This window comes from Vibrio cyclitrophicus (genome assembly GCF_024347435.1).
Classification (GTDB): Bacteria; Pseudomonadota; Gammaproteobacteria; order Enterobacterales; family Vibrionaceae; genus Vibrio; species Vibrio cyclitrophicus.
Genome location: NZ_AP025481.1, coordinates 1283894 through 1302362, shown reverse-complemented (window position 1 = coordinate 1302362; position 18469 = coordinate 1283894). Strand labels below are relative to the sequence as shown.

General features: G+C 45.1%; 13 protein-coding genes. 6 read left to right on the top strand and 7 right to left on the bottom strand.

What is annotated here, in order from left to right; genetic code table 11:
* The first annotated feature begins 191 nt into the window (after nt 1-191).
* The gene (locus OCW38_RS20570) at nt 192-2336 is read left to right on the top strand and encodes a sensor domain-containing diguanylate cyclase (protein WP_010431504.1); all 2145 of its coding nucleotides are present in this window, start codon (nt 192-194) and stop codon (nt 2334-2336) included.
* 174 nt (nt 2337-2510) lie between these two features.
* Here OCW38_RS20570 and OCW38_RS20565 read toward each other — a convergent pair whose 3' ends face one another.
* From OCW38_RS20565 to OCW38_RS20540, 6 genes are read right to left on the bottom strand one after another with little or no spacing between them, the layout of a single operon-like run.
* Nucleotides 2511-4193 carry a BatD family protein gene (locus OCW38_RS20565; protein WP_016767406.1) on the bottom strand — a complete coding sequence of 561 codons (1683 nt, stop codon included), beginning with the start codon at nt 4191-4193 and terminating at the stop codon, nt 2511-2513.
* A 2-nt stretch (nt 4194-4195) separates the two neighbouring features.
* Nucleotides 4196-6076, bottom strand: coding sequence for a VWA domain-containing protein (locus OCW38_RS20560; RefSeq protein ID WP_102385084.1), 1881 nt, complete (start codon nt 6074-6076; stop codon nt 4196-4198).
* Nucleotides 6069-7076, bottom strand: coding sequence for a vWA domain-containing protein (locus OCW38_RS20555; RefSeq protein ID WP_065612636.1), 1008 nt, complete (start codon nt 7074-7076; stop codon nt 6069-6071). Before OCW38_RS20555 ends, OCW38_RS20560 begins: the two co-directional genes overlap by 8 nt.
* Nucleotides 7069-7554 carry a DUF4381 domain-containing protein gene (locus OCW38_RS20550; RefSeq protein ID WP_016767409.1) on the bottom strand — a complete coding sequence of 162 codons (486 nt, stop codon included), beginning with the start codon at nt 7552-7554 and terminating at the stop codon, nt 7069-7071. Before OCW38_RS20550 ends, OCW38_RS20555 begins: the two co-directional genes overlap by 8 nt.
* Entirely contained in the window at nt 7551-8477 is a 927-nt protein-coding gene (locus OCW38_RS20545) for a DUF58 domain-containing protein (RefSeq protein WP_016787329.1), read from the bottom strand. The genes OCW38_RS20550 and OCW38_RS20545 overlap by 4 nt, the downstream gene beginning before the upstream one ends.
* Before the next feature lie 10 nt (nt 8478-8487).
* Complete coding sequence (locus tag OCW38_RS20540) at nt 8488-9444, bottom strand: AAA family ATPase (RefSeq protein ID WP_016767410.1); 957 nt, start codon at nt 9442-9444, stop codon at nt 8488-8490.
* Nucleotides 9445-9899: 455 nt separating this feature from the next.
* On the opposite strand from OCW38_RS20540, the gene OCW38_RS20535 reads away from it, so the two are divergent.
* Together OCW38_RS20535 and OCW38_RS20530 are read left to right on the top strand one after the other, a co-directional pair.
* Nucleotides 9900-11816: a methyl-accepting chemotaxis protein gene (locus OCW38_RS20535; protein ID WP_010431461.1), complete on the top strand. Its 1917-nt coding sequence runs from the start codon at nt 9900-9902 to the stop codon at nt 11814-11816.
* 195 nt (nt 11817-12011) lie between these two features.
* Complete coding sequence (locus tag OCW38_RS20530; protein WP_010431457.1) at nt 12012-12212, top strand: restriction endonuclease subunit S domain-containing protein; 201 nt, start codon at nt 12012-12014, stop codon at nt 12210-12212.
* 249 nt (nt 12213-12461) lie between these two features.
* On the opposite strand, the gene malK is transcribed toward OCW38_RS20530, so the two are convergent.
* A complete protein-coding gene (gene malK / locus OCW38_RS20525) occupies nt 12462-13574 on the bottom strand; it encodes a maltose/maltodextrin ABC transporter ATP-binding protein MalK (RefSeq protein ID WP_010431455.1) in 1113 nt (370 codons plus the stop codon).
* 666 nt (nt 13575-14240) lie between these two features.
* Between malK and malE the strand changes: the two genes are divergently transcribed.
* The 3 genes from malE to malG all read left to right on the top strand — a co-directional run bounded on the left by malE (nt 14241) and on the right by malG (nt 17980).
* A complete protein-coding gene (malE, locus tag OCW38_RS20520; RefSeq protein ID WP_010431451.1) occupies nt 14241-15425 on the top strand; it encodes a maltose/maltodextrin ABC transporter substrate-binding protein MalE in 1185 nt (394 codons plus the stop codon).
* 81 nt (nt 15426-15506) lie between these two features.
* Nucleotides 15507-17078, top strand: a complete 1572-nt coding sequence (gene malF / locus OCW38_RS20515; RefSeq protein ID WP_010431449.1) for a maltose ABC transporter permease MalF — start codon at nt 15507-15509, stop codon at nt 17076-17078.
* An 11-nt stretch (nt 17079-17089) separates the two neighbouring features.
* Nucleotides 17090-17980: a maltose ABC transporter permease MalG gene (malG, locus tag OCW38_RS20510; protein ID WP_261895957.1), complete on the top strand. Its 891-nt coding sequence runs from the start codon at nt 17090-17092 to the stop codon at nt 17978-17980.
* Nucleotides 17981-18469 lie beyond the last annotated feature (489 nt).

The following is an 18469-nucleotide window of genomic DNA, read 5'->3' as shown; positions in this document are numbered from 1 at the left end:
ATGCCTTTAAAAAACCTCCAACGTCGATTGAAAATTGGGCAGGAAATCCCATTTTTGTCGCCCTTCTCATGCTTGTGATAATGTTAAAAGCGAAATTGCGACTCGCTTAACATCTCATTTTTACTTACATTGATTGCATATCAAGGCTTCTGTATTTTTGCTTTATTCTTTTTAGCCAATGGACGGAAGTTGTGCCTGTTAAAGCCTTTGCAAAACAAATATCTGCAACACGCGACCACCGTTTATTAGCTGAATCTCTTTTTGATTACCTTGAGGAGGTGCTGACTCCCAAAGGAATTGGCATATTCTCGGAACCAACACCGCAAAGTGATTCATTACCTCTATTTTCTTGTGGCGAGTTAACTGCTCTTGTTCATTACCCTTCAACCTTTTGGCCTTGGATTTCCCAGTTCGATACCGCTGACGGTGTGCTGCCTATGGCTATCAATACGTGCAAGTGGGAACATATCGACGTGTTGGGTGGCGAGTCATTTATCATGATGCTTGATAATGCGCCTGCCTGTAGAACTTATTTAATTGTTCAAAATTGCGATACAGAAAAGGTCAATCAAACCTTTAACCAAGGGCTTGATGTCCTACAGTTAGCAGCAGCTCGTTGGCAATGTATTCGTGCTGAAAAGAATGCAGCCACTGAGATAAAACACAGAGACACACGAGAAGCTCAATATCTTGATGAAATTAAGCTCCGTGAATTGTTCGTAGAGAACATGAAATTGGTTCACCAGGTGGCGTTAGAACTTTCTAACCCAGAATCTTTGGATGCCTTGTATAAAGCTTCTGTTGAGGCTGTTCGAGATAGGCTTGGTTTTGACCGAGCTATTTTCATGCTACTGGATATGAAAAAGCGCTGTTTTAGTGGAACGTATGGCACTGATGAAGCGGGTAAAACAAACAGTGAGCATCATACTCAGTATGATTTACATCAGTTAGAATCAGAGTACATTGAGGCATTGTCGGATAATCACACCAATTTAGTTATCATTGAGCAAGCTCCGTTATACACCGCTGGGCAAGTGGTTGGGCAGGGCTGGAATGGTATGCTTATCTTGCGTGAAGGAGAGAAACCGGTGGGTTGGATCGCGATGGACAATTACATTCACCGCTCGCCAATTACCAACTATCAAAAGCAAATGCTCGAGTCATTTGGTTCACTTCTTTCTCAGATCTACATTCGTAAACGGCAGGAGCAGAATATACGCATGCTTCATTCAAGCATGGTTGAGCTATCTCGCTGTGATACTGTTAGCGAAGTGTGCAAGTCAGCGGTAAGTTTTGCTATTCAACACCTAGGGATCGATCGACTGGCGGTTTTCCTTACTGATAAAAATTGCAGCTACATGCAAGGTACGTGGGGCACGGATATTAAAGGCGATATTGTCGATGAGTCTTACTACCGTTCTGAGCTGGTGGAGCGCGATATTGTTGCTGCCGCTCGGGCTTGTCCGAATCAAGTCGCCTTTGAAGAGTCAGTACCTATCTATCACGACTTCAATATTGTGGGTGTCGGTTGGACAGCCATGACGATGCTCACAACCAATACGGGTGAGCCTATTGCGTTTATTGCTGCAGATAACTTGTTAACTCGTAGCCCTTTAACCTCGCAATTACGTGAAGTGATTCGTATCTTTGCCTCAAGTCTTGCTGAAGTGCTGCAAAGAACCATGGCACAAGAAGAGCTCAAAAAGCTTAACGAAACATTGGAACAAGAAGTCAGCAAGCGGACTAAAGAATTAGAACTGGCGAACCAACAGTTGGAAGTGATATCTAAGCTCGATCCGCTGACCCGCCTTGGTAATCGCCGTATGTTGACTCAGGTTTTAGATGATCTAAATTGTGACGGCCAAGGGGCGTTCGTCACACAACATGAAGTCACTTTCGGGCTGATCCTAGTCGACCTCGATCATTTTGGTTTGTACAACAGTGTTTATGGTCACACGGAAGGTGACGCAGCTTTGCGCACGATAGGTAAAATATTAAACGATCATGTTTACAATGACAAAGAAACCTTCTGCCGCATTGGTGGTGAGGAGTTCATGTTATTGATGATCGGTACCAATCACTCCAAAACCAAGCAACGTGCGGAGTCGATTCGAAAATGTATTGAAGAGGCTAAGATCCTCCATTGTGAAAGCAGCACTAGCCAATATCTAACTGCGTCTGTCGGTTATGCGTCAATCACCTCTGATCAACGCCAATTCGACTTCGATTTATTGTATGGCAAGGCCGATAAAGCCTTATATCAAGCCAAAGACTCAGGTCGAAATCGAATTGTTTCTGCACTCAAGAGAAGAAAGGTTTCGGCAACGCTTTCTTAGCTCTTAGTCTCGACCCTAGCTTTCAAATTCTAACGAAATCGAACGGATTTGGTTTTCTCGTTATTTCTATTTTCTTAAAACGAAGCCTAAGAAAACAAGAAGCCGTGGTAGTCAAATGGTGACCATCACGGCTCCGGGTTGTTGTCTATGTACTTTAGTTAGAGTTACGTATAGTTAGAGCTTCTCTAGTGTGCTCTTCTGAGTTTTACTAGAAAGTCGCTTTGGCTTTTTAATCGTATTGATCGCCAATCTAGGATCCCATGACTGATTTGGTGAATCTGCTTCAGCGTAGAGACTCTGATTTAGCTTGGCGAGCTCGGCTTCGATTGTTTCCAACGTTTCACCACTCAAGTCTGGGTTTTCTGTTTTCCACTGTTCGAACAAAGTTCTCGTCTTCACACCGTCTTTCATTTTCAGAGCGGCAATAAGCGCTTCTGCCGTATCGGATTGACGTTCATCTTTTTGCTTTGGTTTTACTACTGTACCGCGGCGTGACCAGAAGTAGAAAGCAAACGCTGAGCTGATTAACCATAATGCTGCAAACAGCGCGGTTAGATAAGGCCACATTCCTGGGTTTTCAACGGTAACAATCGTCGGGCTGGCTTGCTGAGTTGGTGTCTCCATAACAGGCGTTGGCGAGCTTGAGCTAGCGCGTTCACTTGCCTGAACCGACAACTCAAGACCAAGAGCGTTACTGGTTTCTTGTGATTGTGAGTCTGTGTTAAACCAAGCTTGAGAAACATCAGGAAGAGAGATGCTTCCTGATTCCTTAGGGATTAGTACCTGCTTATAGACAACGACAGCATCACCGGATTGGGTGGTGCCAAATTTCGGTTTTTCTTCATAAACACGTACCGTTTTAGGGTAGGTGATATTCAGTTTCGGCAGTTGGTGCTGCGTTAAGTTGCTAGCCGTCATAGTAATGGTACGAGTTAACGAATCACCCGCTTCCATTTCAATTTTCTGCTTGTCGTCACCTAAAGCATTGCTACTCCCCAGTTCATTGCCTTGGCTATCTGACCATTGTTGTATCAGTTTGAAGTTTGATGTTGGTAACCACTCACCTTGGTAGCCTTTTGGCACCTCTTTGACGGCTACATCTAAGGTTTTAACAGGCGTGTCGAGCTGGAAAAGGCGCGTTGTGCTTGAGTTGTTGGTTGAGTAAACAACGGCTCCTGTCAGCTTTGGTCCGTTGAGCTTAAACTGTCCGGGCTTTTGGGACGAGATATGGAACGACTGTTGGACCACCGTGACTTCTTGTCCGTTGATAACATCTTGAAATTGCTTAGACTCTCCAATCGGTTCCACGTCTAATTGCGCTGAACTTGGTGGCGCAATTTTAGGATCTTGCAGTCTTCTAGGATCAGCTTTAATGATGAGTTTTACATCAAGCTCCGCGACCTCTTGAGGGTATAGCGAGTCTTTACTCAGATTAAGTTGAAACTCGGCCATATCACTCTGCTTTGGAGCGGCTTTGTTAACCGCAACGTTGATGGTGATCGGCTTAGTTTTAGCGCCTTCAATATCAAAGCTAGGAATCTCTAATCGGCCTAATCGAAGTGGGGCAAGGGTAATGTTCCACTCGCTAGACACAGTGCGGCTGCCATTTACGATTCTCATCGACGACCCAAAGCTTGGGGTACCGACATAGAAATCCTTTTGAAGGGGGGCTAGATCTAAAGCTCCAGACGATACTTTTTCATCGGTCGTCACTCTAAGTAGGAAGACTTCATCTTTGGTAACACTGTTTTGCGAAACGCTCGCAACAGCTGTCGCTGCGAATACAGAATGTGACGAGAAAACACCGATTAGTAGTGTCAGTAGCATTGATAAAAATGGCTTGTTTAAAAATCGCATGGTTACCACTTTTTGTTTTGGTTGTTAGGAGCACTTTTTTGTCGTGCTTGTAGAATCATTTGCGCTTTAAGCAGTTGGCTCGGGTCACGAGCGCTTTCTACTTGCTCAAGTTTTCGCATATCAGGATCGCTCGATTGCGGCTGATCTGAGGTTTGCGCTAAAGCTTGTCGACCATCGCCTTCACCTTTTTCGTTTGAAGCTTGCTGTGCGCTCGCACTTTGAGGTTTTGAATCCTTTTGGTCTTGCTCTTCGGACTGATCGGATTTACCTGACTGCTTAGATTGCGCTGCTCGCTTACTGTCTTCTTCACCTACTTTTTCATCCGGTTGATTTTTGGCTTGCCGTTGGTTTGCACTTTGAGTTTGGCTATTCGTTTGGTTCTGCGAGCTTTCATTGTTTGCAGAGCTTTGTTGTTGATCCTGCGAATCTTGCGAAGAATCATTCTGCTGACCCTGCTGACCCTGCTGACCCTGCTGACCCTGCTGACCCTGCTGACCTTGTTCGTTTTGGTCTTTGGACTCAGAATTGTCTTGCTGTTGCTGTTGCTGTTGCTTCTGAGCCTGTTCGACAAGCTCTAGATTTTTCTTCGCATAAGCATGTTCAGGGTTGTTTTCGAGAATACGTTGGTACTCTTCAATCGCTTGATCGTACTTGCCTTGCTGCGCCTGTGCATTTGCAAGGTTGTAGCGAGCATCTTCGCCATTCAAACCTTGTAGTGTCTGCTCTGCAGCTTCGAAGTCACCGGCTTTGTATTGTGCGATGCCTTTCCACTCTTGTTGTTGGAACTGCTCTGCAGCTTGTTGGAAGTCTTCATCTTGATAAAGCTGATAACCCACCTGATCGTCGGTTTTCCAAGGGCTTGCAAACGCGGTATTCGGTTGGCTGAACGACAAAACCACAGCTAATCCGCACCAAACAACACCCTTCCGAAACAGCCCAAGTGCGGGCAGTAATAGGAATGGCAGAAGCCAGAAGCCATTGTTGACTCTCGTGTTGAGTGAGTTATTGGTCTTGGTCACTTCAGAGGTTGTTGCAACTCGGTCGAGATAACTGGCGATATGTTCAACATCTGAGTTATCAAATTGAACCTCAGTGAACGTGCCACCATAACTGCGAGTCAGGTCGCGCATGTTCTCTAAGTGGGTTCTCGCGACCACAGTTTGCCCTGAGTTGGTTTGCAGCATTGAGCCTGTTGGCAAAGAGATTGGTGCGCCACTTTCAGTACCCACCGCTAAAATGGATAGCGTCCAATTGCTACCAGATAGCAGCGAGTCGATCTCTTTCTTCTCTTGGTCATCTATGTCATCAGCAATCAATACCAAGTCACCGTGGTAGATATGAGCGCGAGTCATCATCTCAATGGCAAGCTTAACCGCAGCGGGGGCGTTGCTGCCTTGGTAAGGCATAATATCCGGAGACAAGTTTGGCACTTGGCTCTTGATGGTGTTGATGTCGGACGTTAGCGGGCTAATGGTGTAAGCATCGCCAGCGTACGCGACCATTCCTGTTAAGCCTTCTTTCCACAACGAAAGCAGGTCAAGAGCCTTGTATCGTGCTTGAGTCAGGCGATTTGGTTTTATGTCGGTAGCGTATAGAGACATCGACATGTCCATCATCACAACTCGAGCCTGCGTTTTTTCAAAGCTCGGTTGTTCATTGTTTTGAAAGCTGGGGCCGGCTAATGCAATAACACCGATCATCCACCAGATACCAAAGTAAGTACTGCGGTTTTTTGATGGCTTGCTTGATTCTGGCGCCAAGTAGCGAGCGATATGAGACGCCAATAACCCTTGCTTAGATTGCTTCTTACTAAGCCACCAAATCGCGGGTAACGCGACAAGCGCTAAGAACCAATATGGGTAGATAAAAGTAAAGTTAGACATTGTTTCTCCTAATGGCTAACAGCATAAATGCGAAGAACATTGCCGCAGACAAAGGCCATACGAACCACTCTTGTTGTGGTCGCCAAACCTTGGTGGCATTTGTCACGGGTTCTAACTGGTTGATAGTGTCGTAAATGGTCGCCAGCTCTTTGCTGTCACGCGCACGGAAGTATTGACCGCCAGTGCGTTTGGCTATTTCCATTAGCGTGCGTTCATCCAAGTCTTGAGCAGTATTGACCTTACGAGTCATGAAGAACTCTTTGACCATCATTTCGCCTGCGCCAACACCGACGGTGTATATGGTCGCATCGTATTTTTTTGCGATGTCTGCGGCCTCTAATGGGTCTAACACCCCCGCAGTATTACTGCCGTCGCTGAGTAGTACCATCACACGTTGAGGCGCATTACTATCAACAAAGGTCTTGGTCGCAAGGCCAATGCCATCGCCAATCGCAGTTTGAGTACCAATCAGCTTTAACACTGCTTGATTGAGCTGTTGTGAAAGCGTATTTCTATCTAGCGTAAGCGGGGTCTGCAAGTAGGCGTGATCAGCAAATAGTACTAATCCGACTCGGTCGCCTTTACGGCGATCAATAAAGTCACTCAATACGCGTTTCACAGCCGACAAGCGGTCGATGTATTCGCCATTGAACTGCATGTCTTCTTGGCTCATCGAGTAGGAGAGGTCGACAACCAACATCAAATCACGATGCTTCGGCTGAAACTTCACCGGTTCGCCATACCATACAGGGCGAGCGCTCGCCGTAACAAGCAGAATCCAAATAATAACTGACAACGCTTTTGGTAAGCGACTGCTCGGTGTTTTGGTATGGCTGTCTTCTGGCAGAAATGGAAGCCTTAGGGCATTGCTTGATTCTGACTTTGGTGAGAACAAGTAAACGAGAAACGGCAGTGGCGCGATGAAGAACATCCACCACCAAACGAACTCGATGTTTAGCAAGTCCCTGCTTAGAAACATAGGGCTAAGAAAATCACTCATAACGACCTCGCTTTGGAGGAAGGGCTTTACGAAGCCAAGTTTCGCAATCATTAACCAATTGCTGTTGATCCATTTTCTGTTCGTCGTTCATTAAGGCTGCATCTTGATAGAGCGCTTGCTGCCACTGGGATTGTTTTGCTACAAATAACGGCTTCTCTAATTGCGCATCTAAGAACTTCAACCAATCATCACCTGCTAGACCTGCAATTTTTTCGCGTGGGAAATAGCTTAGTGCTGCCTGACGAACGATGTCTTGAGCTGTGCGCGGAGACAAGCTATCTGGAGACTGACCATGACGAAAACGAGCAAGTGCTTCGTTCTTCGCGTGTTGGTTGTTTTGTCTGCGTTTTACAATGAAAAACACTAAGGCGATCAGAGCAATAGCCGTGATAATCAATGCCCACCAACCCCACGCTAAAGGCCACCAAGTCGGTGCATCTGGTGCAATGACAGGGCTCAAATCTAAGGGCTGATTCATGACTGAACTCCTGATATCTGGCTCATTAATGACTGTGCACTAGACAGCGAGCTATAAGGTATCGCGAGAGATAAACCAAGTTTCTGCAACTGCTTCTTCTTTAGTGAAAACGCGTGGTTAAGTTTTTCCTTCTCTTTATTCGAGGAGAAGTTAAACCATTGAGTTTTACTGCCGTCCGTCACTTGTTTAGATCCCTTGTAGGCGGTTTCACCTTGCTCTAATGGATCATGAAAATGCACGAAGCGGACTCTGTTGTGCCGGCGTATTTGGCTGATAAGTGAGTAGTTACTTTCTTGGTAGCGTACAAAGTCACTGAGGATAATAATATCACTGCCTTTTGGACAAAGCTGATGAAGAGATGTCAGTCCATGCTCTAAGGTTGTCTCGCTGTGATTGTCGTGGTTGGTCAGCGCTGCATTATTGATTTCTATGACTTTTTGAAGAATGCGTAATGGCGCATGATTACTCGCACTGGGCTTGATTTCAATGATCTCTTTGCCAGTATCTATTACTGCGCCAATTCGGTCTTTTTGAGCCACAGTGAGCCAGCACAGTTGGCTAGTAAAGTGTGCAAGTTGAACTGATTTCAACAACAAGGTTGAGCCGAAAATCATGCTGCTTGATAGATCCAAAAACAAAATGACAGGCTGCTCTCTTTCTTCAGAGAATAGCTTGGTATGCGCCTTGCCCGTTCTTGCTGTGACGCGCCAATCAATGCTTCGGATATCATCTCCTGCTTGGTACTGACGAACTTCAGAGAAATTCATCCCGCGACCTTTGTGGTTACTCTCGTGTTGACCATTAAGTTGAGACCAAAGGCTCTTGGCTGGAGGCAACCATCGAACAGACTGAGCTTTGTATTGCAGCAGCTCATCCAAATTCAACGTGACGCCGTCACTATAGTTGGGTAGTTGATTATTCATACGCGTGTCCTTATGCGCTGCCAACCAATGAAATAAGATGTGCGATGACTTGATTGGCCGTAACGCCTTCAGCTTGAGCATGGTAGCTACGGAGCAGGCGGTGGCGTAACACAGGGAATGCCATCGCTTGAACGTCTTGTGGCGTTACATAATCGCGGCCAGCAAGCCATGCGTGAGCACGCGCGCAGCGATCCAAAGCAATAGTTGCGCGTGGGCTGACACCCATATCTAACCATTGATCAAGTTGATCGCTGTATTGCTTGGGTTGGCGAGTCGCCATAACCAGTCTGATGATGTATTGCTCAATGGTGTCTGCCATATGAATGTTGAGCACTTCTTGGCGCGCTTCAAAGATCGTTTGCTGAGATATCTGTTGTGGCTGAATAGATTCGTTACCTTGAGCTTCGCCTCGGTTCAGGCGCAAGATCTCCAGCTCGCTTTCCATATCTGGGTATTCGACCTCAAGGTGAAGCAAGAATCGGTCTAACTGGGCTTCTGGCAGAGGGTATGTCCCTTCTTGCTCAATTGGGTTCTGTGTCGCCATTACCAAAAACAGTTCAGGCAGAGCATAGGTCTTTCGACCGGCAGTCACTTGTTTCTCTGCCATCGCTTCCAGCATTGCTGCTTGAACTTTCGCCGGAGCACGGTTGATCTCATCCGCTAGAATAAGCGAGTTGAAAATCGGGCCTGATTGGAAGGTAAATTCCCCAGTTTCTGGTCGGAAAATATCGGTACCAGTCAAGTCCGCAGGCAGTAAGTCAGGTGTGAATTGAATGCGGTGGAAATCCCCCTCAACGCAATCAGCCAGTGATTTTACGGCGCGAGTTTTTGCTAAGCCGGGAGGCCCTTCAACGAGGATATGACCATCCGCTAAAAGGGCGATCATCAGTTGCTTAACGAGCTCTTTTTGACCAATGATTTGAGACTCTAGATAGTTTTGAAGGACTTCGAAATTTGTTTTGTGCATTTTGGACTCTCTGGGTATCCATTTGATTTTATTTTGAGTATTGGTCACTGATTTGTAGCAAAAAGTTCCAGTGCATTTGCGTAATTTATTTTTTCAAAATTGGAAAGATTTACAAGTGGTTAGCTAAAAATATTGTTAGGTTGTGAGTATTACTATATCAATTGGTTTTTATATACAAAAGCTTGGCTGTGGGGAGTTGTTTGAGTTCAGTTAGATCTAAGGGCTGATAGCTAAAGCCGACTCTCGACAGTACGATATTGGCTTAGTTAATTCATATTTAATTTGGATGATTTCGGTTGTTACATCATATGTGCAATTTTTTGAGAGAAAAGTCTCCAGTTTTATTGGTTGTGGCCGATATATAACTCAGATTGTGCATCACTTTGTTGGGGCGCGTTAACAAAGTCCTGTTCAAAGTTTACAAACAACGAGCGATTCTTTTTAAAGGTCTAAATATGTTCAAAACTAACTCTCTGAGTATCAAGCAAAAAGTTGTACTTGGCATTACCTTTGCGGTTCTTGCATCGACAGTAATTGTCGGCGCGATGGCACAACAACAAGCAAGAGATGTATTGAGTCATCGACTGATCGATATTGAGCTTCCTGGAATGTTGGAGCGAATCAATGGTGAAATTGACCGTGAAGTGTCTCAGCTATTATTAGCAGCGGAGCAAATTGCTTCAAATGAATTTATTTCTGATGCTATCGAATCGACCGACCGCGATCCGGCATTAGAAAACAAGCTGGTTAAACAACTGAATAATGTTCGTAACCAATATCAGTTGAACGATGCCTCAGTGGCGAACCGTCAAACTGCTTACTACTGGAACCAAAATGGTTTCCTACGTCAGTTAAACCAACAACAAGATGGTTGGTTCTTTGGCTTTACGCAATCTGGACAACCAACCATGGTAAGCATGTTCCAAGAAGCCAATGGCGAAGTGAAGATGTTTGCTAACTATCAGCAGCCTTCTGGTTTGGCAATGTCAGGTTTATCAAAGTCGATGGATGACATGGTTAACCTACTGAACGGTTTCAAGATTGAAAATACAGGCTTCGTATTCTTAACCGATAGCCAAGGTGATGTTCAAATTCACCGCGAGCGTTCACGCAGTGACTCTTCACTTCAACAACTCTACGGTCCTCAAGCAAGTCAATTACTGAACAAATCGGGCTTTAACCTGATTACCACTGAAAGCCAAGGCCAAGAGCTGTTCGTGGCGAGCTTGTATGTGTCTTCAATGGACTGGTTTGTTATTGGTGTAGTTCCGACTGGTGAAGTGTTTGCAGAGCTCGATGCGACAGCGCAAAAGATGCTGATCATGACTGCGGTTGTGGCATTAGTATTTATCCTAATGGGCGTAGTACTTGCGAATAGCATTACTCAACCGATTAAGCTTTTGGCTAAGCGATTTGGTGACCTTGGTGAAGGTGACGGTGATCTTGCACAGCGTATTGAAGTGAAAGGTAACGATGAAATTGCACAGCTTTCAAAGGGCTTTAACGGGTTCATTGAAAAGATTCACGAGTCGATGAAAGAAGTGTGTTCGACTAGCCAAGCACTGCAAGTGGCGGCAGAGAGCGTGTCTAACAAAGCACACATTACCCACGACAACAGCCAAGAGCAACGTGATCAAACCCTTCAAGTGGTCGCTGCCATTAATGAAATGGGTATGACCATCAGCGAGATTGCATCGAACGCGGCAACAGCAGCAGAAACGGCAACGCAAGCTTCGGGTAATACTGAAGTGGGTCGTTCTGTTGTAAACAAAGCAAAAGACGCGATCAGTCGGTTAGCGCAAGATATCGAAAGCACGGGTCAAGTGGTTGAACAGCTTGCTTCTACAACTCAAGATATCGGTTCTATTCTGGGTGTTATCCGCGATATTTCAGATCAAACCAACTTACTCGCATTGAACGCAGCGATTGAAGCAGCCCGTGCCGGCGAGCAAGGTCGTGGTTTTGCGGTTGTAGCAGATGAAGTACGTAACTTAGCAAGCCGCACTGCAGATTCTACGGAAGAGATTCAGAAGATGATCAACCAACTGCAAAGCGATGCTAAAGATGCAGTAACGGCAATGAGTGCGGGTAAGGTGATCACGCTTGAAGGTGTATCGGCGTCGGATGAAGCGGTAGATGTGCTGAGTGGCATTTCAGATCGTATTGTTGATATTACAGACCGTAACACTCAAGTGGCGACGGCAACGGAAGAGCAATCAACCGTAGTTCATACAATCAACCAGAACATTGAAGAGATCAACGCAATCAACGAAGTGACAACGGGTACGGCCGAGCAGCTTGCAGAAGCGAGCCAAGAGCTTAGAGACCTTTCTTCTCGTCTAGATAAGATGGTTGGCTCGTTTAAGCTGTAATACTGCTTGAGCTAATGACGTTGACAGAGAGCTGGCTTCATTTAATCGTGAATCCAGCTCTTTCTAATTTCAAGCCAGCCCTGTGTTTAAACTGACGTTCGCTTGATCTGGTTTCGGGCTTTGGACTCAATCGCTCTAGCATCACAGGTCGTAAATGAGTAAAATCTCGTTAGATTTAATATTTAGGTAAGTATCATGAGCGATTTTGAAAAAGAACTAGAGCAGATGACTCAAGAAATGGGTGATGAGCCAGAAGTAAAACTACCATCACTTGAAGAGCAAAAAGCGATCGTCGCTGAGTTCAAACGACTAGAAGCAGAAGGCAAACTAACGCCAGAAGTGTTAGAGAAGCATTTTGGCCAGTTCAACAAACAGAATGATACGCCAATTCACTAAGTTGATTTAGACTGGTGCATGTCTCAAAGAAGTGATAATGGTGGTTGGGCTTATAGCCTGACTCATAGATAAAGGTCTAGCGCTTGCTAGGCCTTTTTTATTGCTATCAATAAAAAATTGAATACGTTTATAGAGTTGCTGGCGAGGTGATTTAATGAAAGTAAAACTAGTCGCCCTAAATAGAAAATCCCCCTTACAACGTAAGAGGGATTGGATATGGGCAAGTTATATCTTAAAAGGCGGAACCGATTAGTCTGTGCCGTACTCTTTGTATAGGCGACGACATGCGCGACCGTCACTGTGGAACAAGTGACAACGGTGTGCAGGAATACCAATCGCTAGCTTGTCACCAGACTCAATCGTCAACGTGTCTGGCTGGCGATAGATAACGTCAGCATCGGCACTTTCGAGGTTTAGGTAAACTTGTGTTTCGTTACCTAGCTTCTCAACCATCATCACTTCAGCTTCAATCGTCGCATCACCTGTTTCAGCAGACAATAAGTGCTCAGGACGAACGCCCAGAGACATACGGTCACCTGCATTGACAGTGGTACCATCGACTGGAATCCAGAAAGTCATGCCGTTTGAAAGTTGTACCAATACGCGTTCAGCTTCCGCTTGCTCGATGTGAACAGACATAAAGTTCATCTTCGGCGAACCAATAAAGCCAGCAACGAAACGGTTTTGAGGGTAGTGGTAAAGGTCAAGCGGTTTTCCGACTTGAGATACATAACCACCATCAAGAACAACAATTTTATCGGCCATAGTCATCGCTTCCACTTGATCGTGGGTAACGTAGATCATGGTGCAACCAAGTTGACGTTGTAGTTTAGTGATTTGCGAACGCATTTGAACACGTAAAGCAGCATCAAGGTTTGATAGCGGCTCATCAAGTAGGAATACATTTGGTTGAGAAACCAGAGTACGACCAATCGCAACACGTTGGCGTTGACCACCAGATAGGGCTTTAGGCTGACGCTCAAGAAGGTGACCAAGCTGAAGGATTTCTGCAGCATGTTCAACACGCTTATCAATTTCAGCTTTGTTAGCGTTCGCTAATTTGAGGCCGAAAGACATGTTGTCGTATAGGTTAAGGTGAGGGTAAAGCGCGTATGATTGGAATACCATACCCACGCCACGCTTTGACGGTTCAACGTCATTCATGCGTTGGTCGCCAATGTACAAATCACCAGACGTAATGTCTTCTAGACCTGCGATACAACGTAATAGCGTCGATTTACCACAACCTGATGGTCCAACGAATACTACGAATTCACCTTCGTTGATGTCTAAGGTTACGTCCTTAGAAATCTGTACATCACCATATGATTTATAAACGTTTTTTAACGTGACACTCGCCATCTAGCTTGTCCTCGATCGATCAAATTTTAAGTTTTACTGCTTATCATTATAAGAAATTTTCGGGTCAGCAGTAACTGTAGGAATTGGTAAGTATTGAGTGAGTAAGAAAAAAAGTGGGTGAGACTTGGATTTCTTTAACCAAGCCCACCCGTCATAGCCAAACTGGTGTCTATTTCCCCCACATCGAGCCAAACCTCCCCCGTGATTCAATCACAGATTTAACTCAATGCTTAATAAAGACACTAGCGGGCAGTGAAGCCAACTAAATGAACAATGCTGTTACACATAACACTTACTGGTAAAGGGTTCTTACTATCCACTCTTGGATGAATGCAGTTTCGATGAATTAGCGAAACGGTACATCCTCCCAACGTAAAATTAACGAGGGGGAGTAGTAGGGGAGGAGTAGATAAATGGGGTTATTAATAATTGGCGATCCAGTTCAAATAAATCCACGCCATAACGGTGATGTCGATCACGATGAGTATGTGTTTTGTGACTCCAATCTCTAATCTGACCGGATGGCGATCACGATTTTAAGCCATAATAGCTAGGGCGTAGTGGCTAGGATGATGAGCTAGAGGCTATTTTCTCAGATCATAAGCCCTGAAAACTGGCTCGTCTTGGTAGATGTGCCCTACGTATAAATATAAAAAGGATATTCACATGAAAAACGCTCTAAGCGCTGTAGCTCTAGGTACAATAGTTGCTCTGGGTTCTTTTGGTGCAAATGCTGCTATCGAAGAAGGACAACTAACTATCTGGGTAGGTGGTGACAAAGCTTATGAAGGCATGGCTGAAGTAGGTAAACGCTTCGAAGAAGATACTGGTGTTAAAGTAACAGTCGCTTTCCCTGACAAACTAGAAGAGAAGTTCTCTCAAGTTGCAGCGGCTGGCGATGGCCCAGACATGATTTTCTACGCACATGACCGTTTTGGCGGCTATGCAGAAGCGGGGCTTCTTGTTGATATCAAACCTTCTAAAGAAACTAAAGAAGGTATCGTAGACTTCGCATGGGACGCTGTTTCATACGAAGGTAAAACAATCGCATACCCTGTAGCGGTTGAGTCAGTTTCTCTAATTTATAACAAAGCGCTTGTTCCTAACCCACCTAAGTCTTGGGAAGAAATCCCAGCACTTGATGCTGAGCTTCAAAAAGATGGTAAAAAAGCGATCATGTGGCCTCTACGTGGCGGCGCTTACTTCACATGGCCTCTACTTGCAGCTGACGGCGGTTACGCATTCAAACAGACGGCAGAAGGTTACGATATTAAAGATGCGGGCGTAGCGACTGAGGGTGTTCAGAAGTCTCTAGGTTTCATCGAGAAGATGGTACAAGACAAAGTTATCTCTGCAGACATGGATTACTCAGTTGCTGAGTCTGAATTTGTTGCGGGCAACGTTGCAATGACAATCAACGGTCCTTGGGGTTGGGAAAACATCAAGAAAGCTGGCGTAGATTACGGCGTAACAACTTTACCTAAGTTCAACGGTAAAGCGTCTAAACCTTTCGTTGGTGTATGGGCGGGTGGTATCAGCACTGCGTCTCCAAACCGAGACCTAGCTGTTGAGTTCATGGAAAACTACCTGCTAACAGATGAAGGTATGAAGAGCCTGAACGACGACAAGCCACTAGGCGCTGTTGCTCTTAACTCTTTCCAACGTCAACTAGACAGCGATACTCGTATTGCAGCAACAATGGACAACGCGATGAACGGTGAGATCATGCCTAACATCCCTCAGTTCACAACATTCTGGTACAGCATGGAAGAAGCGATCGGCAACGTAGTTGACGGCCGTCAATCAGTAGACCAAGCACTAAAAGCTGCTGAAGGTCGTATGGTTAAGTAACACCCAAGCACTACCTTTTAAGGAGGGGGTAACCTCTCCTTACTTTTCTATTTTTTATCTATATCGCTAGCAGGTTCCTCTATGCAGTCAGTTCAAGGTACAGATGCTATCCCAGCACCATCAAGCCTTCCAGGCAGTAAAAGCGTCTTCATCAAATGGGGGTTGCTTGGTAGCGTTGGCTTAATAAACGGCTACGCTACAATTCTTATGTATTCTCGCGGTGAGCTCGCTTTTGCGCTGCTTACAGTGATCTTAACGGCTTTGGCACTTTACATTTTTGGTAGTAAAAAAACTTACGCCCACCGTTATATTTACCCAGGTATTGCCGGAATGATCCTGTTCATTCTTTTCCCATTGGCATACACCGTAGGGCTTGCGTTTACTAACTACAGCGCGAAAAATCAGCTTTCTCTAGAGCGTACTCAAACCGTTCTTTTAGACCGTTCTTTCCAAAGCGGTGAGAGCTACCCATTTACTTTGTACAAGACAGATGACGGTCACCAGATCGTCGTAAAAGATGGCGACCAACTGTTAGCGACTGACGTATTTTCTCTAGACAATATGACAGCAACAGAGATGGACCTATCTGTCATCGAGTCTGCGCAAGGTGAAAAAGAGAAAATCAAAGCGATCATCCAAAACCGAGCTGCGATCAGTGGTGTTGATTTCAATCTACCGGACGGTGGTGACATCCGCATGAGTGGCTTACGTAAGTTTGCTTCTGTTGCTCCGCTTTACACGCTACAAGACGATGAAGAAACGTTAATCAACAATGAAACGGGTGAAGTTCTTAAGCCAAATATGGATGTGGGTTTCTACCAACCTGTTGATACAAACGGTGAGTTTACGGGTAATACCATCTCTCCAGGTTTTGTGGTTAGTATTGGCACACATAACTTTGAGCGTGTATGGAAAGATGACGGTATTAAAGAACCGTTTATCAGCATCTTTATTTGGACGGTTATCTTCTCGGTATGTACCGTAGCGTTCACGCTTGTTATCGGGCTTGTGCTTGCGAATATCGTGCAATGGGAAGAGTTGAAAGGTCGTTCTATTTATCGTGTTCTACTGATTCTGCCTTACGCCGTCCCCGCGTTTATCTCGATTCTTATCTTTAAGGGTCTATTCAACCAAAGCTTTGGTGAGATCAACATGGTGCTCGAGAATATCTTCGGCTTAAGCCCGAACTGGTTCTCAGACCCTATCTTAGCGAAAACCATGGTGTTGATGGTTAACACATGGCTAGGTTTCCCTTACATGATGATTCTATGTATGGGTCTGCTTAAAGCGATTCCTGATGATTTATACGAAGCGTCAGCGATTGATGGTGCGAACTTCCTTGATAACTTCAAGCGCATTACATTCCCATTGATGATTAAGCCGCTTACACCGCTATTGATTGCAGCGTTTGCCTTTAACTTCAATAACTTCGTAATGATTCAACTATTGACGAACGGTGGCCCGAACATGATTGGTACTTCTGAGCCAGCCGGTTACACAGACTTGCTTGTAAGCTACACGTACCGAATTGCATTCGAAGGCGGCGGCGGCCAAGACTTCGGTCTAGCAAGTGCTATCGCAACGCTTATTTTCCTATTGGTTGGTGCACTAGCGTTACTAAACCTTCGTTTCACTAAACTGTCTCAAGATTAAGGAGCACGACAATGGCTATGGTACAAGGTAAAGGCCTTAAATACCGAGTGTGGGCAACGCATGCAGTGTTGTGGTGCTTCTTGGCAATGATTATCTTCCCACTACTGATGATCATCGCTATCTCGTTCCGTGAAGGTAACTTCGCAACCGGTAGTTTGATTCCCGATAACCCATCACTGGAGCACTGGAAACTGGCTCTTGGTATGTCGGTAACGAATGCTGACGGCTCGGTGACACCACCTCCATTCCCAGTACTAACGTGGTTATGGAACTCAATTAAAGTCGCGGGTGTTACATCGATTTTAATCGTGGCACTGTCAACGACATCGGCTTACGCATTTGCTCGTATGCGCTTTAAAGGTAAAGAAACTATCCTGAAAGCGATGATGATTTTCCAAATGTTCCCAGCAGTACTTGCTCTAGTAGCAATCTACGCGCTGTTTGACAAACTTGGTCAATACATTCCGTTCTTAGGCTTGAACACACACGGTGGTCTAATCTTCTCTTACTTAGGTGGTATTGCACTTCACGTATGGACGATTAAGGGGTGCTTTGAAACGATTGATAACTCTCTGGAAGAGGCAGCAGCCCTTGATGGTGCAACGCCTTGGCAAGCATTCAGACTGGTTCTACTGCCGCTGTCTGTGCCAATCCTAGCGGTTGTGTTTATTCTATCTTTCATCGCGACAGTTGGTGAGGTGCCAGTAGCATCTATCTTACTTACAGATGTGAACTCTTACACACTAGCAGTAGGTATGCAGCAGTACCTATACCCTCAGAACTACCTATGGGGTGACTTTGCGGCAGCGGCTGTACTATCAGCACTTCCGATTACTATCGTGTTCTTACTTGCTCAACGTTGGTTAGTTGGCGGTTTGACGGCAGGTGGTGTAAAAGGATAAGCTGTACTCTATAAGAAAGAAAAGAGCGACCTTTAGGTCGCTCTATATTGGCATTTTTATTACATCATTTGGTTTGGCCGCCGATCAGTAATAAAAATAACCCTCAGGTTACGCATAGCTGGCCGCTAATCAGGTTCCTTACGCTATTAATGATTAGTGGTTTTTGTAACTCTAACCCAGGTATTTACTTGGGTTTTTTTATGTCTGCTACTTTTTGGTATGTATTTGTACCAGCCTTTATCTGCTTATCTGCTTATCTGCTTATCTGCTTATCTCGGTGACTTAGATTTGAGCCATTCCATGCCTAAATCTTTCATTATCAAAATAATCACTCTGTCTCATAAATCAGACGCTCAGTATAAGGGGCAGCAGGTCTATTGATATGTTGCTAATAATTCAATGCGTGATACTTCAATGATTTGCATGCAACGAGCGTCTGAATTTCACCGAAAGTGTCTATAAAGGCTAAATACAACAGGCCTATTGAGA

What these genes read in the sequence shown, in the direction of transcription:
- malK (WP_010431455.1), bottom strand. Translation starts at nt 13,574, where the DNA reads ATGGCGAGTGTCACGTTAAAAAACGTTTATAAATCATATGGTGATGTA.
- malE (WP_010431451.1), top strand. Translation starts at nt 14,241, where the DNA reads ATGAAAAACGCTCTAAGCGCTGTAGCTCTAGGTACAATAGTTGCTCTG.
- OCW38_RS20545 (WP_016787329.1), bottom strand. Translation starts at nt 8,477, where the DNA reads ATGAATAATCAACTACCCAACTATAGTGACGGCGTCACGTTGAATTTG.
- OCW38_RS20560 (WP_102385084.1), bottom strand. Translation starts at nt 6,076, where the DNA reads ATGTCTAACTTTACTTTTATCTACCCATATTGGTTCTTAGCGCTTGTC.
- OCW38_RS20540 (WP_016767410.1), bottom strand. Translation starts at nt 9,444, where the DNA reads ATGCACAAAACAAATTTCGAAGTCCTTCAAAACTATCTAGAGTCTCAA.
- OCW38_RS20550 (WP_016767409.1), bottom strand. Translation starts at nt 7,554, where the DNA reads ATGAATCAGCCCTTAGATTTGAGCCCTGTCATTGCACCAGATGCACCG.
- OCW38_RS20530 (WP_010431457.1), top strand. Translation starts at nt 12,012, where the DNA reads ATGAGCGATTTTGAAAAAGAACTAGAGCAGATGACTCAAGAAATGGGT.
- malF (WP_010431449.1), top strand. Translation starts at nt 15,507, where the DNA reads ATGCAGTCAGTTCAAGGTACAGATGCTATCCCAGCACCATCAAGCCTT.
- OCW38_RS20565 (WP_016767406.1), bottom strand. Translation starts at nt 4,193, where the DNA reads ATGCGATTTTTAAACAAGCCATTTTTATCAATGCTACTGACACTACTA.
- OCW38_RS20555 (WP_065612636.1), bottom strand. Translation starts at nt 7,076, where the DNA reads ATGAGTGATTTTCTTAGCCCTATGTTTCTAAGCAGGGACTTGCTAAAC.
- malG (WP_261895957.1), top strand. Translation starts at nt 17,090, where the DNA reads ATGGCTATGGTACAAGGTAAAGGCCTTAAATACCGAGTGTGGGCAACG.
- OCW38_RS20535 (WP_010431461.1), top strand. Translation starts at nt 9,900, where the DNA reads ATGTTCAAAACTAACTCTCTGAGTATCAAGCAAAAAGTTGTACTTGGC.